The 25,800-nt window shown below is 54.8% G+C and carries 33 protein-coding genes and 1 pseudogene; 2 read left to right on the forward strand and 32 right to left on the reverse strand.

All coding sequences use genetic code 11. From position 1 onward, the window contains the following. Positions 1 to 105 precede the first annotated feature (105 nt). Positions 106 to 273, reverse strand: coding sequence for a ribbon-helix-helix domain-containing protein (locus V5D86_RS00955; protein ID WP_414594827.1), 168 nt, complete (start codon positions 271 to 273; stop codon positions 106 to 108). 129 nt (positions 274 to 402) lie between these two features. Between V5D86_RS00955 and V5D86_RS00960 the strand changes: the two genes are divergently transcribed. After that, positions 403 to 636 (forward strand): hypothetical protein, encoded by a 234-nt coding sequence (locus V5D86_RS00960; RefSeq protein ID WP_414594828.1) that lies wholly within the window; start codon positions 403 to 405, stop codon positions 634 to 636. Between the two features lie 444 nt (positions 637 to 1,080). Here the strand turns inward: V5D86_RS00960 and V5D86_RS00965 are convergent, their stop codons facing one another. The 21 genes and pseudogenes from V5D86_RS00965 to V5D86_RS01065 all read right to left on the reverse strand — a co-directional run bounded on the left by V5D86_RS00965 (position 1,081) and on the right by V5D86_RS01065 (position 22,157). Continuing rightward, on the reverse strand, positions 1,081 to 1,329 hold the full coding sequence (locus tag V5D86_RS00965; protein WP_414594829.1) for a hypothetical protein: 249 nt from the start codon (positions 1,327 to 1,329) through the stop codon (positions 1,081 to 1,083). Continuing rightward, positions 1,326 to 2,492, reverse strand: coding sequence for a hypothetical protein (locus V5D86_RS00970; RefSeq protein WP_414594830.1), 1,167 nt, complete (start codon positions 2,490 to 2,492; stop codon positions 1,326 to 1,328). Before V5D86_RS00970 ends, V5D86_RS00965 begins: the two co-directional genes overlap by 4 nt. A gap of 98 nt (positions 2,493 to 2,590) precedes the next feature. Beyond that, complete coding sequence (locus V5D86_RS00975; RefSeq protein WP_414594831.1) at positions 2,591 to 3,238, reverse strand: hypothetical protein; 648 nt, start codon at positions 3,236 to 3,238, stop codon at positions 2,591 to 2,593. Then, positions 3,232 to 3,630 carry a hypothetical protein gene (locus V5D86_RS00980; protein WP_414594832.1) on the reverse strand — a complete coding sequence of 133 codons (399 nt, stop codon included), beginning with the start codon at positions 3,628 to 3,630 and terminating at the stop codon, positions 3,232 to 3,234. The genes V5D86_RS00975 and V5D86_RS00980 overlap by 7 nt, the downstream gene beginning before the upstream one ends. A gap of 1 nt (position 3,631) precedes the next feature. Beyond that, positions 3,632 to 4,369 (reverse strand): hypothetical protein, encoded by a 738-nt coding sequence (locus tag V5D86_RS00985; protein ID WP_414594833.1) that lies wholly within the window; start codon positions 4,367 to 4,369, stop codon positions 3,632 to 3,634. A 1-nt stretch (position 4,370) separates the two neighbouring features. Next, positions 4,371 to 5,090 (reverse strand): hypothetical protein, encoded by a 720-nt coding sequence (locus V5D86_RS00990; protein ID WP_414594834.1) that lies wholly within the window; start codon positions 5,088 to 5,090, stop codon positions 4,371 to 4,373. 1 nt (position 5,091) lies between these two features. After that, the gene (locus V5D86_RS00995) at positions 5,092 to 5,862 is read right to left on the reverse strand and encodes a hypothetical protein (protein ID WP_414594835.1); all 771 of its coding nucleotides are present in this window, start codon (positions 5,860 to 5,862) and stop codon (positions 5,092 to 5,094) included. Between the two features lie 67 nt (positions 5,863 to 5,929). Next, on the reverse strand, positions 5,930 to 6,892 hold the full coding sequence (locus V5D86_RS01000; protein ID WP_414594836.1) for a hypothetical protein: 963 nt from the start codon (positions 6,890 to 6,892) through the stop codon (positions 5,930 to 5,932). Beyond that, entirely contained in the window at positions 6,892 to 8,514 is a 1,623-nt protein-coding gene (locus V5D86_RS01005) for a hypothetical protein (protein ID WP_414594837.1), read from the reverse strand. Before V5D86_RS01005 ends, V5D86_RS01000 begins: the two co-directional genes overlap by 1 nt. Beyond that, on the reverse strand, positions 8,504 to 9,352 hold the full coding sequence (locus V5D86_RS01010; protein ID WP_414594838.1) for a hypothetical protein: 849 nt from the start codon (positions 9,350 to 9,352) through the stop codon (positions 8,504 to 8,506). Before V5D86_RS01010 ends, V5D86_RS01005 begins: the two co-directional genes overlap by 11 nt. Next, on the reverse strand, positions 9,339 to 10,232 hold the full coding sequence (locus tag V5D86_RS01015) for a hypothetical protein (protein WP_414594839.1): 894 nt from the start codon (positions 10,230 to 10,232) through the stop codon (positions 9,339 to 9,341). The genes V5D86_RS01010 and V5D86_RS01015 overlap by 14 nt, the downstream gene beginning before the upstream one ends. Beyond that, complete coding sequence (locus V5D86_RS01020; RefSeq protein ID WP_414594840.1) at positions 10,216 to 10,473, reverse strand: hypothetical protein; 258 nt, start codon at positions 10,471 to 10,473, stop codon at positions 10,216 to 10,218. Before V5D86_RS01020 ends, V5D86_RS01015 begins: the two co-directional genes overlap by 17 nt. Positions 10,474 to 10,687: 214 nt before the next feature. After that, on the reverse strand, positions 10,688 to 11,404 hold the full coding sequence (locus V5D86_RS01025) for a DUF3800 domain-containing protein (RefSeq protein ID WP_414594841.1): 717 nt from the start codon (positions 11,402 to 11,404) through the stop codon (positions 10,688 to 10,690). 4 nt (positions 11,405 to 11,408) lie between these two features. Beyond that, positions 11,409 to 13,319, reverse strand: coding sequence for a hypothetical protein (locus V5D86_RS01030; RefSeq protein WP_414594842.1), 1,911 nt, complete (start codon positions 13,317 to 13,319; stop codon positions 11,409 to 11,411). A gap of 23 nt (positions 13,320 to 13,342) precedes the next feature. Continuing rightward, positions 13,343 to 15,793 carry an InlB B-repeat-containing protein gene (locus V5D86_RS01035; RefSeq protein WP_414594843.1) on the reverse strand — a complete coding sequence of 817 codons (2,451 nt, stop codon included), beginning with the start codon at positions 15,791 to 15,793 and terminating at the stop codon, positions 13,343 to 13,345. A 5-nt stretch (positions 15,794 to 15,798) separates the two neighbouring features. Further along, positions 15,799 to 16,905, reverse strand: coding sequence for an InlB B-repeat-containing protein (locus V5D86_RS01040; RefSeq protein ID WP_414594915.1), 1,107 nt, complete (start codon positions 16,903 to 16,905; stop codon positions 15,799 to 15,801). Positions 16,906 to 16,920: 15 nt separating this feature from the next. Continuing rightward, positions 16,921 to 17,649 (reverse strand): annotated as a pseudogene (locus V5D86_RS01045) (hypothetical protein); the annotation flags it as partial. After that, on the reverse strand, positions 17,649 to 18,866 hold the full coding sequence (locus V5D86_RS01050) for an InlB B-repeat-containing protein (protein ID WP_414594844.1): 1,218 nt from the start codon (positions 18,864 to 18,866) through the stop codon (positions 17,649 to 17,651). The pseudogene V5D86_RS01045 and the gene V5D86_RS01050, both read right to left, overlap by 1 nt. Before the next feature lie 11 nt (positions 18,867 to 18,877). After that, a complete protein-coding gene (locus V5D86_RS01055) occupies positions 18,878 to 20,356 on the reverse strand; it encodes a putative Ig domain-containing protein (protein WP_414594845.1) in 1,479 nt (492 codons plus the stop codon). A gap of 326 nt (positions 20,357 to 20,682) precedes the next feature. Continuing rightward, positions 20,683 to 21,273 (reverse strand): zinc ribbon domain-containing protein, encoded by a 591-nt coding sequence (locus V5D86_RS01060; protein ID WP_414594846.1) that lies wholly within the window; start codon positions 21,271 to 21,273, stop codon positions 20,683 to 20,685. Next, positions 21,270 to 22,157: a hypothetical protein gene (locus V5D86_RS01065; protein ID WP_414594847.1), complete on the reverse strand. Its 888-nt coding sequence runs from the start codon at positions 22,155 to 22,157 to the stop codon at positions 21,270 to 21,272. Before V5D86_RS01065 ends, V5D86_RS01060 begins: the two co-directional genes overlap by 4 nt. Positions 22,158 to 22,302: 145 nt before the next feature. Here V5D86_RS01065 and V5D86_RS01070 point away from each other — a divergent pair, with 145 nt between their 5' ends. Continuing rightward, a complete protein-coding gene (locus V5D86_RS01070) occupies positions 22,303 to 22,575 on the forward strand; it encodes a hypothetical protein (RefSeq protein WP_414594848.1) in 273 nt (90 codons plus the stop codon). A 132-nt stretch (positions 22,576 to 22,707) separates the two neighbouring features. On the opposite strand, the gene V5D86_RS01075 is transcribed toward V5D86_RS01070, so the two are convergent. From V5D86_RS01075 to V5D86_RS01120, 10 genes are read right to left on the reverse strand one after another with little or no spacing between them, the layout of a single operon-like run. Further along, positions 22,708 to 23,445: a transglutaminase-like domain-containing protein gene (locus V5D86_RS01075; RefSeq protein ID WP_414594849.1), complete on the reverse strand. Its 738-nt coding sequence runs from the start codon at positions 23,443 to 23,445 to the stop codon at positions 22,708 to 22,710. After that, a complete protein-coding gene (locus V5D86_RS01080) occupies positions 23,433 to 23,636 on the reverse strand; it encodes a hypothetical protein (RefSeq protein WP_414594850.1) in 204 nt (67 codons plus the stop codon). The genes V5D86_RS01075 and V5D86_RS01080 overlap by 13 nt, the downstream gene beginning before the upstream one ends. After that, on the reverse strand, positions 23,633 to 23,794 hold the full coding sequence (locus tag V5D86_RS01085; RefSeq protein ID WP_414594851.1) for a hypothetical protein: 162 nt from the start codon (positions 23,792 to 23,794) through the stop codon (positions 23,633 to 23,635). The genes V5D86_RS01080 and V5D86_RS01085 overlap by 4 nt, the downstream gene beginning before the upstream one ends. Then, the gene (locus tag V5D86_RS01090) at positions 23,770 to 23,994 is read right to left on the reverse strand and encodes a hypothetical protein (protein WP_414594852.1); all 225 of its coding nucleotides are present in this window, start codon (positions 23,992 to 23,994) and stop codon (positions 23,770 to 23,772) included. The genes V5D86_RS01085 and V5D86_RS01090 overlap by 25 nt, the downstream gene beginning before the upstream one ends. Then, complete coding sequence (locus tag V5D86_RS01095) at positions 23,991 to 24,374, reverse strand: hypothetical protein (protein WP_414594853.1); 384 nt, start codon at positions 24,372 to 24,374, stop codon at positions 23,991 to 23,993. The genes V5D86_RS01090 and V5D86_RS01095 overlap by 4 nt, the downstream gene beginning before the upstream one ends. Beyond that, entirely contained in the window at positions 24,371 to 24,652 is a 282-nt protein-coding gene (locus V5D86_RS01100; RefSeq protein WP_414594854.1) for a hypothetical protein, read from the reverse strand. Before V5D86_RS01100 ends, V5D86_RS01095 begins: the two co-directional genes overlap by 4 nt. After that, entirely contained in the window at positions 24,649 to 24,822 is a 174-nt protein-coding gene (locus V5D86_RS01105; RefSeq protein WP_414594855.1) for a hypothetical protein, read from the reverse strand. Before V5D86_RS01105 ends, V5D86_RS01100 begins: the two co-directional genes overlap by 4 nt. Further along, positions 24,819 to 25,199 carry a hypothetical protein gene (locus V5D86_RS01110; RefSeq protein ID WP_414594856.1) on the reverse strand — a complete coding sequence of 127 codons (381 nt, stop codon included), beginning with the start codon at positions 25,197 to 25,199 and terminating at the stop codon, positions 24,819 to 24,821. The genes V5D86_RS01105 and V5D86_RS01110 overlap by 4 nt, the downstream gene beginning before the upstream one ends. Next, positions 25,193 to 25,618: a hypothetical protein gene (locus V5D86_RS01115; RefSeq protein ID WP_414594857.1), complete on the reverse strand. Its 426-nt coding sequence runs from the start codon at positions 25,616 to 25,618 to the stop codon at positions 25,193 to 25,195. Before V5D86_RS01115 ends, V5D86_RS01110 begins: the two co-directional genes overlap by 7 nt. Then, positions 25,615 to 25,785: a hypothetical protein gene (locus tag V5D86_RS01120; RefSeq protein WP_414594858.1), complete on the reverse strand. Its 171-nt coding sequence runs from the start codon at positions 25,783 to 25,785 to the stop codon at positions 25,615 to 25,617. Before V5D86_RS01120 ends, V5D86_RS01115 begins: the two co-directional genes overlap by 4 nt. Positions 25,786 to 25,800: the final 15 nt, after the last annotated feature.

Raw genomic sequence — 25,800 nt, forward strand, 5'->3', positions numbered from 1 at the left:
CCAGTCTGTATCCATATTTCGTCTTCTCGGATATGTGTTGAGACTCCACGGACTTCATGAATAGTCTGAGACAGTCACCCTCCGTTTTGGGATACTTGTTCGATGTCATCTTCTAACACCTCTCCTGGGTCTGGCTGTCAGAACCTCATCTGAATATCTGCGGACGGCAGTGCGTATGATGTCGGACCTGTTGACCCCATACCCGAGTTGAACCAATAGGTCGAGGTCCTCAATGACATCTTCCCGTAGTCTGAACGATACCATTGTTGTCATAGGCCCATGATAAGGTTAGGTGGTATATAATGTAGTAGTGTTGTAATACTATACAACTACATTAAATGAAATGTAGTATCATTGTTTGACCATACAACTACAAATAGGACAACATCCATGTGTTGATGCATGGCAATACCGACCTCGGTCCGCATCCCGGACTATATCGCAAACAGAATCTCCAATGAGGTGGAATCTGGTAATTTTAACTCCACCTCCGACTTCCTGATCTATGCTGCCCGCTTCTATTGTGACCTGAAGGATTTGGAATCGGTCATGCAGAATCCATCATCGTATGGAGACATGGAGAGCTGGCTCCATCATTGTTCCCAGATCTACATAGAGTCTCAGAAGAAGGAATGAAGGGTGTTTCTAAAGGGTTTATGAAGGCGCATCGTAGTCGAATACGTCCTTTGGACTCGGAGTAGAGGATTCTATCCTCCCTTGGTTTCTTGTTGAATGCCAGCATCAATGAGGCTAGCCCTATCCCCAAGGAAGCCATCGAGATCCCCAATGATGCACTGTCGCGGAGATCGCGCTTCTCAGTCTTAGTGAGTTTTCTCCTTTTCTCCATCGGACACCTTCCGTAGTATTGGGATCCAGATCCTGTTCTTGCGATCATGCGGGCAATCGGTGCAATCCGCACGTTTGCAGGTGGAACACGGCAACACCCGCGAGCCGCAATGTACGCATACGCCAGTCCTGCCTGCTCTGATGCGTGCGAGACCCCCACACGATTGACACAGCTCCCATTCCATGTGGCTGGTCATGTGGATCTCCTGACCGGACAGATCGAGCATGCAGGATTCATGAGATGTCTCTCCTTTCTTTGAACGGCCTTGGTCTACGGAGTCTGATCCCCGTCATCGGTTCCAACTGATCCCTGCGCAGGAAATCGAATGGACCAGTCTGACGAAAGGTCTTGACCGCGTAGAACGACTCTCCGCACTCGTTGCAGATACAACGTCTGACGGTGATGAGCGTCTCTTCGGTTTCCCTGGTCTGTACCATCTCGCGCATCACACATCTGTCGCCATCGCAATATGGGCAGATCATCCGGACATTGTTCTCGCTTGCGATCGTCTCCTCACCTCTTTGGATCTGGGAGACGATGCTTTCGGCAACGTTCCGTTGGATGCCGCTTCCGCCACTGCCTCACGGGCCGATTTCCCCTGCTTGAATCTCAGACCGGAGATGTGGGTGTTGCCGAAGCGGAAGTTGACACGGGAGACAGCACGTCTTCCGCGTTGCGGGGAGTTCTTGGAACTTCCCCGGGTCATGGTACTACGGTCCTCGTTGTACCAGGTAGGATAGTTCTCCCTGCCATCTGGGATGTGAACGTAGTATCCCGTAGGCTTCGTCTCCGGCTGACGTGTCCTGACTGTGGACTCGGCAACGGTGGCGGCCTCCTCCCAGTTGTTCAGGGCGGCCTTCCTCTTTTCCGGCAGTGAGATGTACCCTGCACCGAGGGCCTTCTCATCCGTTAGGGGGAATGGACATCTGGACACACCCTCCCTGGATTCATCCACACGTCTCAGGTGATGGATGAATTCATGTGTGATGGTGTCCTCGCTTACACCTGGTTCCACGACGATCTGCGGGATTGTCACGCCATGCTGCTTTCCCATGTACCATCCTGAAGACCCTCTCCCTGCCGGGGCCACAGTTATGACGATGCCCTGGTCCGCCACTGCGGTCTTAAGCTCCTTGCGTGTGAAGTTGTCCTTCAGGACCTTCTGGATGCGGTCGCGGTCCTCTTTAGGTCCAATGATCGCGATCTTGGATGCCGTGGCCATCGCATCCTCCTCTCCGAAGGCTATGGTCGAGGGGTCGTCTATCCCCTTGATGTCTGATTCGGCGGGATACATCCACCATCCGCATCCAACAATCTGCTCAGGGGTGAATCCTCCGGAAGGCATCTCATGGATTCTCTGTGCCTCGCGGCTCAGGTCGATCTCGACACCCCTCCGGTGTCCATCCCTGGTGCCCGTATCGACATCCAGGAGCCTCGCGAAGACAGCCGAAGTAGGGACCTTTCCCTTCTTATCCACGGGAACCGCGTACATCGTCCCGTTCTTGCCCTTGACATGAGCGGTCCCGTACTTCTTCGGACGTGTCTGGGGGCCGTCCCCAGCGTTCCCGCCGTCGATGATCGGAGCTGTCCAAATGATCGGGGACCCGTCAATGGTGGATCTCCTGTTCTTAGAGTTCCTGAACATGAGACCACCTGTTCGTCGCATGGGCGGTCGAGTTCAAATCCGTGGTCTGCTTGTTTTGCATGTCAAACCTCCATTTTTTCTTGGTTTTGCGGAGACGTCTAGAACCATTCGGGATATTGGTAGAATACATTGCCACAGGACCAGCATCTGCAGAGCCATGAACCGGTGGGTTCGATGACGCATAGCTCGCAGTTATTGGAACCGCAATCGCCGCACTCCAAGGGTGACCCATCTGGTCCGAGATTCTGGCCCGGTTCTACGGCTACAGCCTTCTTGTTCTTGCTAAGGCTGTATTTCCTTTTGATCGGGAGATAGTCCTTCGGAATCCCCAGAGCTCCGTAGATCTCGTCATACTCGGGAGTGCCCTCTGCCGCAATCAGGCGGCTTATCCCATCGGAGTTGCTCCTGGCAACGAAATCGCTGAGGTTTCCGATGGTGTCTCCTCTGTCATACCCCATGACACCGCCATCTACTCCCTCACCGTTCTCGTATATGTCGTAGTAAACGCTTCCCAGGGGTGGATCAACCCCGCATTCTTCCCAATCTGGATCATCCCATTCGTGTGCCTCCATGATCGATCCATCCTTGAGCTCGTAGATTCCTGTGAATCCCTCTGCTAGCTGTCTGTCGAACAGTTGCTTCCCGTTCTCAGAGCGACACCTTCCACAACCTGTGCAGACATGGGCAGGCTTCCCATTCTCGGAGAATAGGACATCTTTTGCTTTGGACCTCTGACGTCTCAGCATTCAATCACCTTCTCCGATCTGCATCCGGGCACCAGTTCCTTTGTTCCAGGGATGAACCACGAGAAGTTCGCCAGCATCCCCGCCCTTGCAGTGGTCATCGCATTGAGCGCGTCTTCGCGACTGTGTCCTTCCCATTCTACACGGATTTTGTACGGGATAGTATCCTTTTTACGATACCCCCTCGCCAGCGTCCAATCATCCAAACGTATGACTGCGAATCTTCCAGAGGCATCCCTGGCGATGACGAGACTGACCACACTCATCGTTCCCGGGTCCTGACCGACGCTCTGGACATTCACAATCTCGAACCCGTTGTCCGCTAGGAACTCCGCCATCGTGCGGATGCCCTTGCGGTTGGCGCATCTGGCCTTATGACGCCTTACCATTGCCATATCAGCACCTCCTTTTCGATTTCTTGTGAGTCTTTTTATACTTCGGACGGGTATTGTTATTCTGTCCTCCGGCTGTGTTGCGGACCGCCTGGCGGCTACGACCTGTCGGACTGACACTTTTCATCATATCCGAACTTGTGAGGATGCAGAACTTTGGTGCAGTTAGCAATTCGGCGTACCTTTCATCACATCTGTTGTACAGTTTTCCGATGGCCCCTACGATGAAATCATGAGTCTGCATCTCATAGCTCTCCTCGGAGCTGATGGCTCTGGCCTTTGCACGTCCCTTGGAGAATCTGTTCTTCTCGAACAGGGATTCAGCCCTCTCATCATCGATGAGGTCGTTGTGATCTATTTCCACATCAATGAATCTCGATTGCTCCGTTGACAGGATCAGATCGGACAACATGCCGAGTGCATTGTCATGTATCGCCTTCTGCTCCATCGGAGTGAATGTGCTCTGATCCTTGCGTGTGGCCACATAGTATATCCTCCTGATGGCGGGGTCAGCGTATGTCAGGACCTCGGTTCTGCGTTTGGCCGATTTACGGAATTTCATCTCCTTCACGAATCCGAAGTGCTTCGTCGCATCTGCGAACCGAACCCTGTCGTGAACGGAGCATCCGCACAGTATGTACCACATCCCTTCTGTGTTGCTTCCGATGTCTCCTCCTTCGTCAACGGATACGAAGATCCTTGTGACGTCGGGGATGACATCGTTCACGCCCTTGCTCTTCACATCAGCACCTCCCATGCGATCTGCGTTTGGAGTTCTTCGAGGGCTCAGTCCTTCCGACCGTCGTGAAGAAAGTGACGGCACGCCCAGCCTCCGAGAGTGTCGGATAGGATCCTGTGAATCCATTGGGTCCCCACAGGTTCCATACGCGACCGCTCTTCTCGACCTTCCACCTGCCCAATGCCGTGTAAGCGTTCTGACCTTCGAGTCTCATCCATCCAGGATCGTTCTGGACGTTTGATGGCGGGTGCTTCGCGTCACACCTGGATCCTTTCGGTTTGGAGTTCTGTGATATCGATCCAGAATTGCTCATGATGTACGCCTTGGCATCATTCAACGCACGTCTAAGGGTCGGATTGCTGTTCACTTCCTCCATGGTGTAACCGGTTGCCAGGACCGCATCCGTGGGGTCCATGGACACGGGATACTCATGATTGGCCAGCTCAGTGCAGAACATCTCGAAGGCGAACGATTCGGATCTGGACGCTCTGCGGACCCTATCGTCCTGCTCCCTCGTGAGCTTTTGGTAATCATCGATTTTGTCCGCGCGTATGTATGCTCCAGAACCGAACCCTCTGATCTTCCCCGTCTCGTTCGGTTTCAGTCCGAGTTTGGCCATGCCGTCTGCGAACTGCTTCTCGCTGAAGGCGAAGAACATGTACCTGGCAGTGAAGGCGTTGAGATCCTTCTCGGAATTCTTTTTGAGATCACGATAGGATGTCAAGTCAGCACTTTCCCGTGGAGGATTTCGAGCATCTGCTCGAAGTCTCTTTCACGGTCGAGTTCTTGATTCCAGCAGTCTTCGAGGGTTTGTTGCGCCTGTCAACTTCAGTGGATCTGGTTTTGCCCTTTCCACTGGGTTTTCTATCGGCGGATGCCTTTGGCTTCTTGGGAGGTGCGGTCTTTCCCTTACCCTTCGGGCTTTCCTTTTTTACAGTGGACGATTTCTTGACGGTGGTTCCCAGTGCCCCGTTGTTGATGATGCACTCCATTCCATAGGACAGTTCCTCGACCTGTTTCGCGGCCAGGTTGTAGTCCCCACCCTTCCAGATACCAGTCGTGGGATCGTACCCGCGTCCCCAGACCAGCCCTGTCTCTCCGGGAGACATGCGTCCCACGGCGTAGAGCTCTCCGCGGAACCCACGGTATATCCTGATTACGGGTATGCCATTCATCGTCTGCTTGGTGAACTGTGGAGCGGTGTTGAAGGATGGGGGAGCCAGATTGCCGCTATGCACGACCTGCGACGGACGCGACTGGTAGACGACCTCGTAGGGCTTGCCGTTCAGCATGATTATAGTCCCGGAATAGCCGGTCTGTCTGGCTGCTCTTAGGGCAGTCGCCTTCTCGGCCTTCTTTTTCGACTTCCTTAGACGTCTGGCGGCCTTCCTGGCCTCCTTCATCAGCCTCTTCTCCTCTTCCTCCTGTGCTACCTGCTGGCGCACCTGCTCATTCATTGCGTCGATCGTCTTCCTATCGACAGCGTTTGTTGCCATGTTCTCACTTTTCACTCGGGCGAGATACCCCGCGCCCCTGGGATGCGGTCGAGTTCTCCATCGGTGGTCACCTCTTCTTCACATTGCGGTTCAGTATTCTGGCCCTGGCCACGTTCATGTACTCGTAACCGTTGGTCACAGCATTCTTCGCGGCCTGTCCCTTTAATCTAGGGAGCTGGCATGGAGCCGTGTCTTCCGGGTCCCTCCCGGTCACGATGTACTTGTCCTGGACATAGGCGGTTCTGGGATCCATGTTCTGCACCCCGTCGTAGTATCCCGACTGACAGGGATCGATCCCGGTCCTGGCCACCGTCTCAGCGACGGTCGCTCTCTCTTCCTGTTCCACTATAGCGTTCCTTTGTTTCCTTGATAGTCTCCTGAACACCCCCTCGTTTAGTCTACCAGTCCTGTCCGACGGGAACGATGTGCGTAGCACGCCGTCCCTCGTTTGGTCCACTGCCCGCAGGTGATGGACCATCTCATGCACCACCCCATCCGGAGTGGTGCCTTGCTCCAGCACGATCAATGGGATCTCCACTCCGTCCTGACGGCGGAAGTAGCACCCCGTCGCATCCCCGCAGTCGGGGACCGTGCGGATCACGATGGAGCCGTTAGATGCCATCATCTCAAGCTCCTCGCGCGTGAAGTTCTCGGAGAGTATGCGGCGGATGCGCATAGCCTCCTCCGGATCGGCAATGACCGCCATTCTGCGTTGGGCATGCCTCTTGGATTCCGGCACACCGGAGACGTCATAGATCTTCGAGTCGCGAGTATCTACGCCCTTGACATCACATGATGACGGGTCCACCCACCAGTCAATCAGTTCCTCCGGTGTGCAGTTCGCAGGTAGGACAACCGATGAATCGCCGTCAAGGTCGTCCACTGTGCCGACCTCCTGGAACCGCTGTGCTAGTGCCCAGTCCGGCACTATGCCGTTCTCCACCGGGATGCGGTACATCCTTCCTCCCTTCCTGATGCGGACGATGCCCGACCGTCCGGACCCTCTGTTTCTAGATCTGAGTCCCACCATCATTCACACCCCCCGATGCAATGGCGGACAGCCTTTCCGAACTCATCGAACGTGTATGTCCCGTCGGGGATCGACGTGTCCGGAGAAAGGTCCCGATGCCCCTCTGCAGATGCATCGTCGATCTCCTCAGAACCCTCGTCCGGGGAGATCTCGTTTGACGGCGCGGGAGGCTCGATGCCCCTCTTTTCCGCGCTTTCTTTAGAAATATATATACGGGGTGCGCGAGACCCCCCTGCCCGTCCGTCGTCAAAACTGCTGGCACGGGTATCGTCCTGACGGAGCAGATTTCCGCTTTCATCCTGTTCATCGAGCTCGCGGACCCAATCGTTGAGTGTCGTTCTCGCCACTCCAAGGGATCTCGCGGCGACAGTCTGCGTCACGCCGGCATGTATCAGGTTGCGATATGCCCTAGCCTTCTCAACCCTCAGCATCTGCTCGGGTGACAGTTCATCCTCGGCCGTGCTCTCGATGCGACGATAGAATGCCTCGATAGCATCGAGTGCCTCGATGGAAGCCACGCCCCCCAAGGCCCGATTGAACTCGTTGAAGTCGAATCCATCGCCTTCCTCGAACTTCGCACTGGCGATGTGGTCGTAGCAGTACCCTCCTTCCACAAGTTCATCGACCGTAACGGTCCAATCCGTCACCGGCACACGGATTGCCGCAGGTTCGCAGTCATAGGGGATGACGGCCATGAGCTCCTTCGGTTTGCAGTCCAGATGGTTCTGGGCGATCCACGCCTCGTTCCTCTGCATGTCCTTCCTCCATCTGCATGTCACGTTGCCTGGGTTCTTGGCATTCATAGTATTGCGGAAAGCCGGACCGATAAAACGTGCCGTCGGTGTCAGGAACCAGACCATCATGTTGTACTTGCGGATGGTGCCCAGCATCTCTTTCATTGGGATGCTGGAATTGGTGAAGTTGCGATCTCCGCTGATGAATCCCTGGGCCTCGTCCAGCACCAGCATTATCAGCACGTCGCGGCCATACGTCCGGATGGTCTCGACCACTATCGGGAAGAGCTCCTTCATCGTCGTGATGTGATGCACTCCTGGCGGAGGCTCCACTTCCACATTGCCCGCCACCTTGTGGTAGAAGATGATGTTAGTGCAGACCACAACCCGGGGGATTGAGGGAAACTCCCCTTTCAACAGCTTCTCGAAGAGGGCGACCGCCGCGTGCGTCTTTCCTCCACCGCGTTCACCGGAGGTGAGCCACACCGCTCCTGGTCTGATGATGCGCTTGAAGAAGGCATCCATGCCCGCGATCATTCGGGTGTCCCCCATGTCGAAGAACTGGCCGGAGGTGATCTGCTCCACAGGCTCTTTGTCAATCAACCCTATGCGTCTCATGATCTGCTCGTAGACCATTAGGTAGTTGCGGAACACGCCCGGCGACACCCTGGCACGGACGTTCTCCGGCAGAGGCGACAGCGCATCCAGCTCACGATACTCCGGGAATGTCCAGAGCATCATGTCCGGACATGTGAGCGAGAACACGTGCTCGAAGTCTCTGAGATAGCCCACGCGGGTATCGGATACTCCGAGATAGCTCACAAGCTCGCGGAACGCTATGTTCAGGTCGGTGGTGGTGTCCTTCCAGATCTGCACCTCATCGGGCATGGGCCAACCTCCTCAGTGCCTCAAAGCGTCCGTCGCACGGTGCCGTCTTCTCCATCCCCTTCGAGACAATCCATTCCAGACTGTCCCTGGCCCACAGCAGGATGAATCCTGCCACGAACGTCCCGATGGGGGTTCTCTCATCGTGCCCATCGGTTTCGGAGAAGTCGATTTCGGCTTCAAGCAGCTCATCCTCCTCACGGAACAGTTGGATCCTGTCCACCGGGGAATCTTCTGTGCCCTCATCGAGCTCGCCGTTGAGGAACCTTGCATACTCACGGCGGAAACGGTCTTTCTCTGCTCTGCGTTGGGATTCCTCGTCGAGAATCCCACTCATCTCCTTCCCGCTCCTGATCGCGTCATGGTCCGCAATCGCCCTGATGGTATCGTACTCTATCGGTAGGTCGAATCCTAGGGTTGCCGCCTTCCATTCCTGCTGGGAAATACCATGCTCAAGCAAGTGGGATGAATACTCGCTTATCCCGTGCATCATCGCCCACATCTGGTTCTCGGTGCGGTAGACCTCAAGCAACTCCTCTCCGGTACCCCAGGCTATGATCTGCCTCAGGGTCCACAGGTCACGGATCCTGTCAGGCTCGTTGATCGGCGGGTCCGTAGCGTAGATCATGTCCGGGCGATGCTTGACTACGAACACCGCGAATTCCGGGTCACGGATGGAGGCCAGAAGCTTGACTATCTCGCGGTCCATTATGTCCTGGGTCTGGTCCCAGAAATACTTGGACGATTTGGCGAACATGTATTGGGAGCCGAACATGATTGCTTCGCTCGTGTTCTCGTCCGGGATCGGACGTATGATGCTCATCCCTTCACTCTGCATCATCCATCACCCTCCTGGTCTCCTCATCTGCCTCCCTTCTCATCCTTTTCAGGCGGGACCCGAATAGCCTCTCGATGTCGATACCGAGCTGTTCCATCACGACCGGACTTGGAGCCTTCGCGCCCATCGCCGAAAGGAGCTCTCCGCTACCCTTCATCGTCGCCACCCTGAGCTTGGCATTGGTCTCAAGGTGCTCCACCTGCAGTGATGCGTAGTTCTGGAAGAGCTCCTCGTACCCCAAGGCGTTAGCTATCCAGTCGTATGGCGCATCGGTGCAGTGCGGGCTAGGAGTGTACCTCAGAGCTTCGACGGTCCAGTTGATGCGTCCACGGGTGCCGCGCTTGATCGTATACTCGTTGGATTCGATCCCTGCTAGGTCTATGGCATCGACTGTGACCTTCGGACGCATGAACTGATGGACCGTCACGCGCCTGGTGCGTTGGACCTGGACGAGGTAGAGCGGATTGTGGATCCCGAAGATCATCGTCTTGCAGATCGCTATGAAGCTCTGGGGTTGCCAGCACATCTGCCCCTCTTTGTTCCAGTAACGGACCACATAGTCCACATCCTGGGTGCGGTCGGCGATCTGGTGCACGGACACGTAGATCATGTCAACCGATGAGGAGCAGTACCCAACACAGTATCCTGCCCACCAGCCGAAGAGGGCCGCAAGCATCCAGGGGTCGAACGGATCAACGATCTCGCGCCCCAGTGTCCATAGGACGAGGGGGATGAACGACATCGCCAACAGCGTGAGGGACAGTGGATCCTTGAATGGGATCACCGAGTGTGAACGGTTACGAACTTTCTGTCCGATGCAGTAAGCGACCAGTGGGATTGTCGCCATGGCGAACAGTAGGATGATCTCAAACAGTTCGGTCAAACGCAATCACCTTCCCGATGACCGTGAGAATCGCAGTCCCGGCGACGATGCCTCCGGCGACACGGTGTCCCGATGCAGTCAGTATGTACGATACGGCGATCTGCATCCCCAGCAGTACTGTGGACCAGTTGCCGACGAGGAACCTCGCGGTAGCATCGATGTCATGCCCTAGCAGGACGAACAGCGCCGCTATCGTCGCGACCCCTACGATCGCTGTGGTTATTGTAGTCAGAAGTGCCATTGGCCGACCCCAATCGCGGGCACGGTGTGCCCGGAGATCGCGGTCGAGTTCTGCGTCTTGTATCTCATATCATCAGTCCTTCCATATTCTGCCAATTGTTAGTCATCATTCCGAATCATTTTATACCGCATCTTGCATCATTTCCTTGGCACGTCTGGATTAATCCCCAGCTTGTACCGTCGAAAGATGGTCTGCCAGCCGCCCTACGGGGTGGTCATTCTCTAACATTCCGCCTCCTGCGAGTGTGTATTCTATGCTTCTCGTCGAACAGGTCTCCGCTACCACGCTCTTCTCTTTCTCTCCGTTCGCCTACCAGGATATCTACAGTCTGTATCTGGGGTGCATGCTTTGAATCCAATTTCCTGACGAAATCATCAGAAAGGGACATGCCTTCAACTTCTTGGAACACCTTCCTGATGGTCTTCTCGAAAAGAGCCTGATCATAGTATCTGGAATCATCAATCCTGAATCTGTACTCGCCCCTTCTGCCATACTTTACTATCAGCTCTGCCAGATCCCTGATGGATTCTACGTAAAGCTCATTCGTGTCCAACACATCATTGGTGTCAGGATCGAGTTTCTCGACAACAACCATGAATGGAATCGCACCAGTCTGGTCTATCTCCCGAATGACCGTCTTGATAACCCTGTCGTTGGAATCGACATGCTTCAACTCCCCCTTTCCTGGCGGTTGACGGTAACCCTTCGGGCGTTTGGTATGCCGTGGTTGCTCCAATGATATTTTTCCGATGGACTCAGAATCGTCAGTCATCAGACCACCTATCACGAAGGGATCGGATCCGACGAATCCACCCATCCTCCGAGTTCTATCGGATGGTTTGATGTAGAATGGTGTACCCGATTCATCCACATAGATGTACCATACTGGCCGTCCATCCTTCGTGAACCTCCTGTTCCTGCTTCCGAACATCCCATCACCTCCATGGCCAATACCATGGCCCGGTCAGCCTCTCGATCAGGTCCGCTATCGTGTCCGCGGCGAGGAACCCCGCCACGATCAGGACCAGCCCGACGCCCAGCCAGATCCAACTGCCCCTGGACACGCCGTACAGAAGCAGTCCAGAACCCACGAGGATGAGAATCAGGCGGATCAGTTCACTCAGGTCTCCATCACCGTCAACAGGCGTCACAGGCGACCAGTTCTGCATGTCCTCCGCACTGATGTAATCCACATGGGAGGCGACCAGATTTACAGACTGCACAGGATTGCTGTCGTAGTGCATCTCGGATATACCCAGGGTCGAACCCTTTCCGAGGAACAGGATCTCGCAATCGTCGTATCCTGCCGCGTCGAATCCGGACAGCGACGAGCATTGCCCATACACGAGGACGAAGCAATATGAGTCCAAGGTGTTCTGGCCTGTGGACAGAGATGTGTTCCGGTAGAACACGGGTGTGTACGCCACGTTCTCGTATATCGCGCAGTTCAGGCTTCCGTCCGAGCTCGCACCGCGTATGGTGACATCCCCGCGACAGTACAGGGTCATCGAGTCCTGGGTGAGCCGGTAGTCGTCGTACTTGATCTCGCCGTTGTGCTCGTCCCAGTAGTCGTAAAGTTGGTCCATGCCCAGGGTCAGCAGGAGCTTCTTCTGGGCATCGGTCAGCTCCACGTTCTCGTACGTGTCTGGTACGGTCAGCGTCGTAAGGTACTCAGATGCCGCACCAGCGTCATCGTAGCAGCTCCACACCACGCGTGCGTTCTGGTTGGCCTTCGAGATGACACGATCGATCTCGGCGTTTAGCTGGGCGTAGTAGACCAGCATCGCGGTGATATCCATTGTCTGGATATCATCGGGATTCTGGGGGACAACGGAGAGCTTCAGGCAGTCGAATCCCGACGAACCCTTCGCGGCGTACGTCCTCGTGCCATCGTAGAGGGTGGTCTCGCTGGCGGAGACGATCATCATATCATCTCCGTTGGACACGAGTATCCCGACCTGAGTCCGGGCGGCGTCTGGTTCGAGAACGTACATGAAGTTCCCGAAGTATGTGACGCCCGGAGTCAAGCGGTAGACGTTGTATCCATTCCAGTCACTGACATCAGTGATGTAGTTCCAGCCCTCCTTCAGTTCGAAGATCTGTCCGTTCACGCCCGTCATGGTCGCGGGACCGCTGGCATAGACCGGTCCGCCTACGTAATAGACGGCGGTGGATCCGGATTTGACCAGACGGTCATTCCCGCTTCCAACGATGGATCCCAGCACGGCAGAGAACTCATCGTTCGATGTGGCTGAAACGGAGCTGTTGCCGATGGAGATGCGGATCTGCATCTTGCCATCGCCGTAGTACTGGGAGACGCTGGACCCGTTCCAGGAATCAACGTGCTCCGCTATCGTGGACAGGAGCTCGTTGATCTGGTTGGTGGCGTTCACAAGCATGACGGCGGAGTTGTAGTATGTGGATGACAGGGTGAGCGTGTCGTACGGGCTGTACTGACCGTTCGGTTGCCAGTACATCGACGATGCGAGCTCCGCTTGTCTGGTCCAGTGCTCCTGGGCGAGTCCCCAGATGTTGGCGTAATTCTGGAAGGCGTTGGAGACGCTCACAGTCCCGGAGACGAGTGCGTTGGCGACGGCCAACGCCTCGTCCTTCCTCAGCTGTTGATCGTCCACGGATTCGTCACCTTCGAGAGCATCGTTCAGCTCCCATCCAATGCCGAATCCCGTCACTAAACCGAGAATCTGCTTCCAGTGCTTCGCTATGAACTTGCTTGCATGTATCGCCGCACCTATGGCAGGGTTCCCATCGACTTCGCGGTCGTCCGAATCGTCGAATGATATGCACGTCATGGGTATCGCCAGCATCACAGCTACCACTGCTACCACGGCAAGACGTCTCTGATGGGCATTCATATGTACCTCACGACGACAACCATTAGAACGATCAATACGAGGACTATGCAGACAATCAGGTGCCAGTTCTCGGAGAGCCAACCCTTCCCTTCATCATTAATGCCTCCTGCCTCGATCTCGCCACTCCATGTGTCCGTGTGCCCACTGGACGACGCTACCTTCAGGACGATCTTGTGGACTCCCTCTGAAACATCATCCAAGGCGAGGGTCATCGAAGAGCCCTTTCCAATGGACGTTCCGTCGAGGAACCATTCCCAGGATACGGCATTCTTGGACGATGTACCATCCAATCTCCATCCGCCCTCCACCTCTGTTATCCTCCCGGATGCAGTCGGTGTGATGACCGTAGGGATGTCCGGATTATCAGGAACTACATCATCCCACGATGCAACGAGCGTCATGTCGCAGGTGACCGTCGTGTCGAAATCCCATGCGGTTCCCTGATGATACCATCCGGTGAACGTGTGACCTTGCCATACAGGGGCATCCGGCATGGTCGCGGTATCTCCGACGGACACAACCTGTGTGAACGGATCGTCTCCGTTGGACGGGTCAAAGGTCACGATATATTCGTTGGGAGGGTTGTAGTGCTCCCCTGTGACGCTATAAGGTATGCGTGACGTGTACGAGCCGGTGCTGTCCTTGGATGTCACGACGATGTGGCCGTACGAGGTCCATGAGGTCTGCCCGTCCGAATAGTCATGGGATGCTGTGCCGACGGAAGGTCCGATGGATGTTGATGCCCCGCGATCGCTGATGTCATCCCAGTAGATGTCCGCGGACTTGTCGAACCAGTCGCCTACGAGTGTGACGGTCACGGTCGGACCGTCAACGGAGATCGTGAAATGCTGTGACCATTGGGCCTGGAGGATCATGTCCGTGTCCACAGTATCGATTCCGAAGTCCCATGCACTGGTTCCCGTCAGTGATCTCCACCCCATGAAGACATGGCCGTCTCTTGTGGGGTCGTACGGCCTTACGACCAGGCCACCCTCCTGGATGCTCTGGATGTCGTATGACTGGGATCCTCCGTTGGGATCGAACACGACCCTGAATGTGTCCGGTATATCGGGGTTCTCAGGTTCGCCTCCTCCGTTCTCCTCCCACACGGCGTACAGAGTGACGTCTTGTGAGACCTCAAAGTCGAGGGTACCGATCGGTTCTCCATTTTCCACTTCCGACCAGCCGATGAACGTGAATCCGCTTTTGACGAAGTTCAGCGAGGTCGGAAGCTTGACGAACATCCCTGGTTCGACTGTCTGGGATGATATCACGCCCTGACCGCCGTTAGGGTCGAATGTGACTGTGCATGTGGACGTGCCATTCGGCACGAAGTATGCCTCCATGTACATCGAACCCTCCACGGTCATAACGAGGCCAGGAGCATAGGCGACATCATGGTCCTGAGATGGTTTCCATCCGAGGAATGTATAGCCGTCCTTGATTGCGCCGTTCTTCGCCAGAGTGATATTGTCGCCGTCCTGGGTGACATACGCCTCGACATTCTCAAGTGAGCCTCCGTCCATCGAGTAAACTAGGACATTCGGGTCATCCACCCAGTATGCGGTAGCGGTATTGTCGAAGCGTATTGTGTACAGACTGCCGAGAGGATAGATGGAATATGATCCAGCACCGTCATACATGCGCCATCCCACAAGGGTCTGACCGTCTTTCTCGATCATGCTCCCGTCGGAGTCCGTGTAGTTCGGCAGTACGAAAGCGGAGCCCACGGGACCGGTAATGGAATCTACGGATCCTGTTCCACCGCCCATATTGAATGCGACAGTTTTCATATCGTCGCTCTCGGTTGGTATAGTGATGGTCCACCAGATGTAGTATGGTTGACCAGCACTCAGTATTTTGAGTTTCACCAGCCAAACGCCTGGCCCATCGGCATTGCCGGAGAAGGTCAAGGTTCCCTTGCTATAGGTCACGTTCAGCCAGTCAGGCTTGTTCTCGACCTCGTATCCGTAGCTGTTGGCCGCCTCTATGAAGATCCACCAGCTATCCATCATTCCCGAGGTCACTGTGTAATCCGATACCGGGGTATAGGAATAACCGATGGTGCATGACGAAGGTGCGCTGGTGTCCTGTTCGACGTATGTGCCCGACGGGACAGCCATCCACTGGGCGGTGAAGGTCATGCTCCTGTCGATTGTGACCTCTTTCCCGGTGTTATATGTCATGCTCTCGCTCTTCCATCCTGAGAGGTAGTATCCCTCTCTTTCGAAGAGGGATGCGTGGAGCTGATACGGCTGACCACCGATCACCGAGTATGTGACGGAGGTCTTGCCCATGTCCGTGCGTCCGCCATTGCCATCGAACGTTACGGTGTATAATGCGGCACCGTCGGATTCTTCCGAGAAGGAGGCCAGCGCGAAGGTTCCACTGATGCAGAGGGTCGCGATGGCCATGATGGAAATGGTTTTGAGGAGTCTGACGTCCACGGACATCACTCCACGTAGGCATAGATTCCGTCGAATCCAGGTTCGGATGTGAATCCCATGCTGGAGTAGACGGTTATCGTGAACGACTGGCTGTCGGAGGTGTATCCGCCGCTTTTGCTGATCGTCACGGTCACATCATAGGTCCCAGCGACCGTCGGGGTTCCGGAGATGACATTGCCACTCACAGACAGCCACGACGCCCCCGAAACCGATACAGTACATCCATCGATGCTGGCTCCGACGGTGTAGCTGAATGACTTACCGACAGTTACACTGGTGCTATCAGGGGTTGTAGTGATATCCAACTGTGCAGACTCGAAGATTGCATACAGAGTTGTCGTTCCATTGTATGAAACACTGACCGTGCTTCCAGGCTGGTACTGGACCGATCCCCCGTTCGTGGTTGCCCATCCCTTGAAGACGAATCCACTCTTCACAGGTATGTTGGAGGAAATCGTGAACGTGTGGTTCGACGTGCTCGTTCCAACATACGTCTGATTTGTAGGCACATTGGTGGCACCTGATGCAGAATAGGCCAAGGTGGCAGTGTATGTCTGTTTCCATACGGCATACAAGGTGGTGGTTCCGGTGTTCAATGCAATCGTACTACCAGGCTGGTATTGGACTGTTCCTCCGTTTGTGGTAGACCATCCTTGGAACTCATATCCACTTCTACTGGGAACGGTCGCAGGAATCGTAGCGTTGTATGTGGAGGATGTGGACGTGTAGTTCTGGTTGGAAGGTGCACCGGATCCTCCATTGGCATTGAAAGACAGGGTGAAATCATTTACCTTCTGTTCCCAAACAGCGTACAGAGTCCTGGTCGAACTGTACCCCACACTGATGGTATCCCCAGGTTGATATGTTGCACTTATGGCGGAGCTCGATGTGCTCCATCCAAGGAATGTGTATCCCGACCTTGTAGGTTCGATGGATGATATCGTGAACGTGTGGTTCGACGTGCTCGTTCCTGTATAGGACTGTTGGCTGGGTGCACCAGATCCTCCGTTAGCGTTGTACTTCAGGTAGCATGTGTATTCCGGATTGGATATGGTGATCGTCTTGGTTTTTGAGACACCGGATCCATCATTGGCGGTGGCCTTGACGGTCACAGACCCTGCGGATTCTAGTGAGATGACACAACGTCCCCCGGTGGAGGTGTCTGTCTGGCTTGTGATGCTTGCTCTGGAGCTTCCAGAGGTTATGGACCAGGTGACCGTCCTGTCCGTTGCGCTGGAAGGCGAGGTGGTTGCAGTGAGGGTGATAGAGTCCCCGACTTCTCCCGAGGAGGAACCGGAGATGGAGATGGAGGTTACTGGCGTACTCGGTTCGACAGCATGGATTACAACAGTAGATCCTATGTTTTCGAAGCCAGTAGTTTGACCAACGATAACAACGGAAATAGAGATGTCTCCAGCCTTAGAGATGGTACCGGAAAGAGTGCCGGTACCAGGAACATACTGAGAGATAGCACTTTGTTCGGTAACAGTTAATCCAAAACCGGACGAAACAGAGCCAATACCTTGCATGATAGTGCCGGCAGTACCGACACCTAGAGTCTTGACAGGAGCACCAACAAGGACATAAATGTCATTTTTGAGGGCGGCTGGATTAATCCCGTTAGTGATTACATCGTCTGTGTTACGAAATCTGGACAGATCTGTGTAAGGGTTCGATGAAGTCCCTGCAGTTGGATCATAATAGCTTGATTCCGAAGATGTAATGATTACATCGTTGGCAGCATCCAAGTTTTCGGAAATTATTACGACTCCGCCCATAGCACAAATGGTTAGAGCAAGAATCGCGAATGTAGCGAATGGCTTCCCCCAGAAGGGGGAAGAAGTTTTGTAGGCCATCAGATCACTCCCTGCCAAAGCAGAGCCGCGATGATTGCGATGACTGTGGAGATCGCTACAGGTATGCCGAGGTAGAGGTTACCTGTGAACCACATGCCGACCGCGAAGAATAGCGTGAGGATGATCGACAGGATTATGACGCACATCCAAAGATTGTCCTTGTCTCCTGCATCCTCTGTCCAGTGAGCTGTCAGGGTGATGTTGGACACGACCTTGTAGGAATCCCCGGCGTTACCGATGAAGGTCTCTCCCGAATACCATCCGTCGAATGAGTAGCCATCACGGGTCGCGGTCGGAAGTACCACGGAATTCCCTTCAAGGACGTTCTGCGTGGTGTATCCCGCGATACCGCCATTGCCATCGAATGTGACGATATGATAGACGGTCTCGCTTCCAACAGGTTCCCACATGGCCACGAGGGTCATGTCCGATGTCACGGGCGAGGTAAAGTTCCACAGTGCACCGTTGAATTGCCATCCCATGAACACGAACCCCGTCTTCCCAGGGTTGACAGGTTCAGTAGCGGTATTTCCGCTAATGACAGTCTGGTTTCCAATGGATCCATCCCCTCCGTTGAGGTCGAAGGTCACGGTGCATTCCACGGTGGACTCGACCCATTTCGCATACAGGGTGATGTCCCTGACGACGGTAGACGACCAGTCGAACGGTGCGGTGCATGCGGCATCAGTGTACCATCCGCCAAATGCGAATCCCTCTCTAACGGGTGCGGCAGGCTGAGATGCGACGAACTGCGATTTGGATCCTTCGATCTCCTTGACTGCGGATCCGCCCTGACTGTCGAACGTCACCGTTGGGAATCCCATGATATGGAAGAGGTATCTCTCGACGTAGGTGCCGTCGTGCTGTTCTCCCCCCTCGGTGTAGACGTTCTTGGCGGTCGCGGTGACAACATAGTCGCCCTCCTTCTCGAAGAGGTGCTTCACCTCTCCCCTGGCATTGGATGTCGTGATGTCCACGGTCACAGGTTCGGATCCATCGCCGAAGTCCCATGTGACCGATTCGACCTGGCTGGGGTTATTGAGTCCCATCACGATGTTGAACCCATACAGGGTCATCTCACCGTTGTAATCGTCCCCCGTGTCGGCATCGATAGAAGGAATCACCAGGACAGCCATGGATGCGGCCACGACCGCGAGAAATATCGCGGTCGCAACCTTCCTTTCCTTCACGGAGAACATCGTTCTCGTATCGGACATGGATCCTCCGATCAGGCCTCGTCTGCGACGTAGGCGTAGATACCATCGAATCCCGGCTCGGAGGTGAATCCCATGCTGGAGTAGACGGTGACGTCGATGTCGATGGTGGCGGTCTGTCCTGCGGCGGACGTTGCGGTGAGAGTGACTGTGGATTTCGCGTGAGATCCGGGATAGGATATGCTGAGCACGTTGCTGTCAGAATCGAAGCTGAGTCCGGATTCGTACCCTCCGTTTCCAGTGATCTCCACGGTGTTGGTGGAACCTCCGGACACTGTGAACGCGGTAGTGGATGCGGGCGTACCTGCAGTGGCAACAAGCGACCCGGGACCTGTTATTGCCAGTGTATCCTCGACGATGATGGTGACGTCCTTCGTCTTGATCTGTCCGTATGCGGTGGTGGCTGTGACTGTGACGGATTGTCCAGCGGTCACCGCGGCACTGCCGTCCACGGAGACGTTGCCGCCATCGACTGTGACTCCGGTGAGATCCGGAACAGACCATGTGATGTCGGATGTCGAAGACGACGCGGTCAGTGCAAGGGACACGGTGTTACTGTTTCCTGTGTAGGTCAGGATGGTGTTTCCACCCAGAATGGAGAATGCGGGCTCAGCCCTTATAGTGAGGTCCTTGGTGGCGGTCTGTTCGGGACCGTTCTGAGCTGTTCCGGTCAGGACGACGGCAACGGACACGGGTTCGGATCCGGTGTAGGTACCGGAGACGATTCCTGTGGAAGAGTCGAGAGTCATTCCTACGGGAAGCGTCCCGGAGGTGACGGCCCATGTCACGTTAAGGTCGTTGCCGGTCTGGGGGATGGCGGATGATGCGATGTATGCGCCGGCGGATGTGATGGTCTCAGCGGACCCTCCGACGATCTTGTTGAAGACAGTGAACTTGATCTCAAGGTCCTTCGTCTCTCCCTTATCGGAGACGGCCTGCATCTGGATGGTGTTCAGTCCGATGGTCGTGGGTATTCCAGAGACTATGTTCCCAGACAGGGTGAGTCCCTGGGGAAGGGATACCTCATGCCAAGTGACGGACCCAATACCTCCGGAAGACGAAAGAGTGATGCTCTGAGTGGCACCCTGGACGATCTCGTTGATGCATCCGGAATAGCTCAGTGCCATCGCCTCGTTGACGGTGATCCTCAGCCACTGGTATCCGATCTGTTCGGAGGCTGCATGCTCGGCCTTGAGGACGACATTGTAGGAGCCGACAGGGAATTCGGTAGGGATAATGATGGAAAGGTTGTGTCCGGTGATGGACGCGTTCGTGTTCAGTTCATTGACGGCGAAGGACAGGACTGTGCCCTCTTCGAGGTCAGACGGGAAGGTCGAGGTATATGACCACGAGTATCCCGGGGCGATCTCGATCTCATTGACATCCCCATAACCAGACAGGTCCTCGCCTGTGGCCTCGGATGCGTCCGAGAACACGATGATCGAGCCGCACAGCATGAGCAGTACGGCGAACACCGCTGTCGGAATCGCCATGTTCCTTTTGTTCGATAGTTCGTGCATATTATCACATTGGCATACCTCAGCTCCGGGTCGGGGAGTCGAAGGATATGCGGTATGTGATTCGATCGGATGCATTATAAGAAGGTCGAAGAACAGCAACCATGCATGACGACAATCCAGGTTTGTCGTAACACGGTAACCCGATAAGTCCACAAAAGTGAAATTTCAAATAGCTGAACCTTGACTCTTTATAAAACAGGGTTGAACGGCACTGCCGTCGCGTCGCAGATCGAGCATCCCACTTTTTCTTTGCGACGCGGCCCTTCGAATTGAAAGACGGGGTTTCCCCCAATGTTTCATTATGTTTTCAGATACCTGTTAACATACTGGTTGTAAAGGTATGCGTGGAGTATCCCTAAGATCACCAGCAGTATGCCTATGGCAATCAGCGAGGATGTGTTTGTAGCTTCCATACCCGTATAAAAACCGAGTCCGATCGGAACAGAGTCCACAAGGATCGTCTTGTATCCGACAATCGCCATAAGAGCACCGAGCGCAAGCGATGCAGGCAGGAGCAGACTCAGTACGAGGGTCGCAGTCATGATCCAGAAAGTAACGGTATAATGATCGGTCCATCCATTCGTGGCCAGCTCGTAGAACGTAACATACTCGTGTTTGACCCCGAGCGAGCCTTCGAGCTCTATCTGGAACATGAACAGGGCGTATGCACCGATCGCGAATGAGATCAGGGACATCGCCACGATCGCATAGAGCAGGTTCCTGCGCCTGTCATCATCGTACGGTGTACATCTGGCTTGGACTTCGGGAACTGGCCGCGATTCCTGTTTCGGCACGGGTCTCGGACAGCCCATGTTCAGACGGGCCCCGCATCTGTAGCAGTACTGTTCCGTCTCCGGATTCTCGGTTCCGCATTTCCCACAGAACGTCATAATAGGACCCCATCGAAAATCCCGTCCCAGAGGCGGTACATCTTCTCTCCGATTCCTGCACGTCCGAACTGTATGCCGAAGTCCCTCAGCATCGACCACCCTACTGCTCCGACCATCAGGATGATGAGCATGGCAAAGAGGAGGACCATGCAGACGCCACCGTCCAACTGAAGCCCTATGACCACGCTTATCCCCTCTGCCGTGTCCGTGACGGACATGTTCGAGGCGGTGATGATGCCTCCGATGCAGAAGAGTGATGATGGGATGGCGAAAATCGCCGAATATATCGTCAGTATGGAGAAGAACAAGGATGCGATTATCAGTCCAGCAGGCGTACCTCCCAATCCCGAGAGAGCCACATCGATAAGTGACATCGGGTACGTCCCGAGGTCCCCGCCCATATTGTTGATCTCCATGGTCATGTCGGCATCGATGTGCACCATGAACAGGATCCCGAGCTGGACCAATCCAAGAATCACACCCATCACGGCCAGAGGCACCCTCACCTTGTTGCATTCATGACGGAGTCTGCGGTCCTTTTCCCGTTGCTTTCTCTCTTCCTCGGCCTTTGCCTTCAGTCTCATATCCTCTTCGGCTTTGACAGCTTCCGCATCGCGGAGGATCCTATCGCGCTCCTCGGCCACTTTCTTGTCGATGAGCAGTTGTATCTCCGGATCAACATCGACCTCGGGTGTGGAAGCTTCGGTAGGTTCCGGAACATGCACCGTGCCCGATTCTCCCACAGGGCCGTGTTCCTCATCAATGTCAGGCATATTGCCGCCCTGGTTCTTTGCCACGACATCTGTGTGAAGCTTGGATCCGCAGGTGTAGCAGTATCCGTTCCCATCCGGGTTCTCGGTCCCGCATTTCCCACAGAACGTCATCTGAACCCCCCAAACATCTGTCCATTACTCATAAGCACCCCATGGACGAAAAATCATGATGGCTAATAAATGTTCTGAATTGAATATTGAATGTTGCATCCTGAATGCATATCCATATTTCAATGTTAGATGTTGAACATTGGACATGGACAAGGACGGGGTTCTCGGGGACAAATATGCAGTGGAGTTCATCCTGCTCCTCAGCGAGGGGACGAAGATGGAAAGCGAGTTCAAGCGGGTATGCTCCAATTACTATGCGATCCAGAAAACCTTGGACAGGCTCATCGAGGGCGGGTACGTGGAGAGAGTGGAGATCAAAAGGTCTCGTGCCAGGCACTATGATCTCACGGAAAAGGGGTTCAAGGTCGCTGATCAATTGTCTAGAACAATTGAGGTTCTCGATTCTCTTCGATGCTGATTGAAGAATCGTTTTGGAGGATAAGTTAAAGAGATCTGAAGAAGGGCTGGAAAGACCTGTATGTGTAGGGGTCTCCCTTCAGTCTACAGGTTCTTGGCATACCCTTCTAAGCGATCTCGTTTGATTCTCGATTCACCGTGTGTAACAAGACGCGATGGCCGCTATAACCACAATCGCCAACAGCGTGATGAATATTGTACAGACGCCCGTCGAACTCGGATTCCAGAGTTCTCCAAAGACCCTTTCCACATCGGGATCACGGCATCCAAACGTCCGAGTCCCTGTGGGATCTGCGGCGACATACACATCGTCATTGAACGTCACGGTATTGTCTGTTGACCTAATCTCATCCACACGGATCCCTGTGCTGACATGTCCCGGTTCGAATACGAGTACGGTATCGAGGCCGAGCGCGATGCAGATGGAGACCAGTAGTAGTGCCTGGTCCTCGCAATCTCCGGTACCGAGGCGCAGGGTATCACAAGGGAGTTGCCAATATTCGCCTGTCCCATGAGTTTCCCAATCGTATACATAATCTATGCAGTCTTGGACCCAATAAAGGGCATATGATGCGAGCTCCCTGTCACTTTTCCATTCTTTGATGACCGATATATCGTGGGCAAGCTGTCTCACGGCATGATCGCTAGGTGTGACGAATTGCCACAACTGGCAATCCATGCCACGTCTTATTGCGGGTCCGGAAGTAAGAGGAACCTCTATCGTGAATTCGGTCCCGAGATAACGATATGAGACTTCCTCTGTTTCGGAGTAGTCTCCTTCCGGGATGATTATGAAGTTCGATAGCGGAACTAAGCATAGGGTCGAGGTCATGATTACAAAGATGAGGATGCCAGCTTTCAGGCCGGCCATTCCTCCTCATCCCCCGCGGATTTCTCGATCGTGATATTGTACCGTTCGCACTGGATGTTCACGCGGTCCGACCCCCTGAGGAGATCGAGCCATGCGGCCTTGGATTCTCCTTTAAGGGTCATATGGATCCCGCACCGAAGCGAATCGTCTGGATGGATGACTGTGGAGAAACACAGCTGATCCTCGGTCATCGCCTACCACCCTTGATCTTGCGTGTACGGACCGGCTCTCTGCACACGGCGAACACCCCGCGAGTGTTGATCTCTATGCGGTAGTCGTCGTAGCCCATCCCTAACAGCCACTGGCGGAAGTCCTCCATGGCCCTCATGTAGTCTTCAGGGATCTGCATCGTGCAACCCCCTTGGCCAGGGTGTAGACGTAGCCATACGGGTCATCCATATGGCGGGAGACCAGACCGTATCCCGCCAGACGGTTTGCCGACCCGGATATCGCTTGTCTCGTCACTCTGAGCGATATCGCGAGCTCCCTGGCGGTCCATTCGTCCCCATCGCTCAACTTGTTCAGGACGAGCCTGTCGATCTTCTTCACACCGACCCCTCCTTCATATCCAACTCATCATCTTGACATTCGTCCCCGACATCACGGGAATCTCTCATCTTGGAATTTGTCATGTTAACCTCACCGATTATTGCTGAAAGCAGTTCGTGCATGCTGGGATCGTTGCGTATGATTGTCGGAACGTCCTTGCATACGGGAGCCGCGCGGACCAATTTCCGCGCGGCATCCATCGTGGTCTGTCCGGTCACATCCGCATATGTGGCCACCAGTGCAAAGAAATAGGACAGGCTGGCCTCGACCAGCTCGCTCTTCCCGATTCTCCCTAGAATGGAGAGCTGGTTGGCCACCAGATATGTGGGGACGGACAGCCTATGATTGAGCTCCCTCGTCTCCGGTTGTGGAGACCTCATTTCCTCTGATCCTCCACCTGGATCGAGAGGATGCATCCATTGGACAGGGACATGTTGACCTTCGACCCGGAGTATGACACCCCTCCCACCCTGTATGCGATCTGTTTGCCGTCGGTCCCTTGGAGGACCAAAGTACGGGCCATTTCACCGACGACAACGTAGCCGATGCCGGGCAGATTGATGTACCAGTCAGTCAGGCCCCTCTTCCAATCGCGGCAGTCCCCGTATGTCAGGCCGTTTATGAGGGTGCGAGCCTTCTTGCGACTGATGGAGATCATTGCACAGGCCCCCTGTTGTCCGGATGATTGCGGACCTCCTCTGCGATCCGAATGAGGCCCATGCCATATCCCTGGACATGGATCAGGTCCCGACCATAGTGCTCGATGCTGTCGGCTATCTCGTCGAGGGTACGGATGGTTTTAGCTCCGGCCTGAATGTGCGGTGTCACCCCTTGCACCTCCCGTAGAGGTCCCGCAGGCCGTGCTTCACCAGGAACTCGCGATAGGTGGATTTGGGGACACCGAGCCTGATTGCGGATTCAGAGATGGACAGCCCCTCCTCTGCCATCGATGCTATGGCATCCGAAGAGAGGACGACTCCGCCGTCACGAACGCATCTGCCCGATCCGGCAAGGACGATGGCAGGAGGACGCCCATTCTTCCTCTTACGGCATCCGGGATCGGTGGTCGTTCCACCGCATTCGGGGCAGATGGGCTCTCCGATGTCATCGAAATCGCAATCTCCAAGGTCGCATTCGAGATCACAGACCGCACAGCGGACTCTGTCGGCTGTCACAATGTCCATGTCGGATGTGCGGATCAACATGGCATGACCTCCAATTCGATTGCTCCATCGTCGATCATCCTGCTCACCAGATTATCGATGAAGTGGATGACGTCGGAGTCGTCATAGATGCCATCGGGACGGCGGAACGATGCGGTGTAGCAGAAGTTCCCGAACTCCTCGGCCTTCCATCCCTGTCTGGACAACAGATGGTCGGTGATTCCGAACAGGAATCCGGTATCATCATCCCCTGCGCAAACCGCGATGTACCGGGGGAAGCGGAACGTGTTAGGAATCTCGTGGATCCAGATCTCGGATGATTCGGACCCGTTGAACGATCTCCTGCAGAATCCGATATCCTGCAATCTTTCGCGGTCTATTGAGGACAAACCGACATCCCCGCGATCGTAGATCTCTGCGACCACAGGGGACATCAGTGCCCTGATCTCCTCCGACCTCATTGCACCGCCTCCTTGTCGAAGACTATGGGTTCCCCGCACCACGGGCAAAAGCGGAGGGGGATCCTGCCGGAAAGGAGGAAGGGTGCCGTCAGTGACTCTACACCGATTTCGATATCGCCATTAGCAATCCTATTGCGCATATCCTCGCAACAGAACGAGATCTTCATTCGACCCCCTCCTGT

The organism is Candidatus Methanoprimaticola sp. MG2 (assembly GCF_047501175.1).
GTDB lineage: Archaea > Thermoplasmatota > Thermoplasmata > Methanomassiliicoccales > Methanomethylophilaceae > Methanoprimaticola.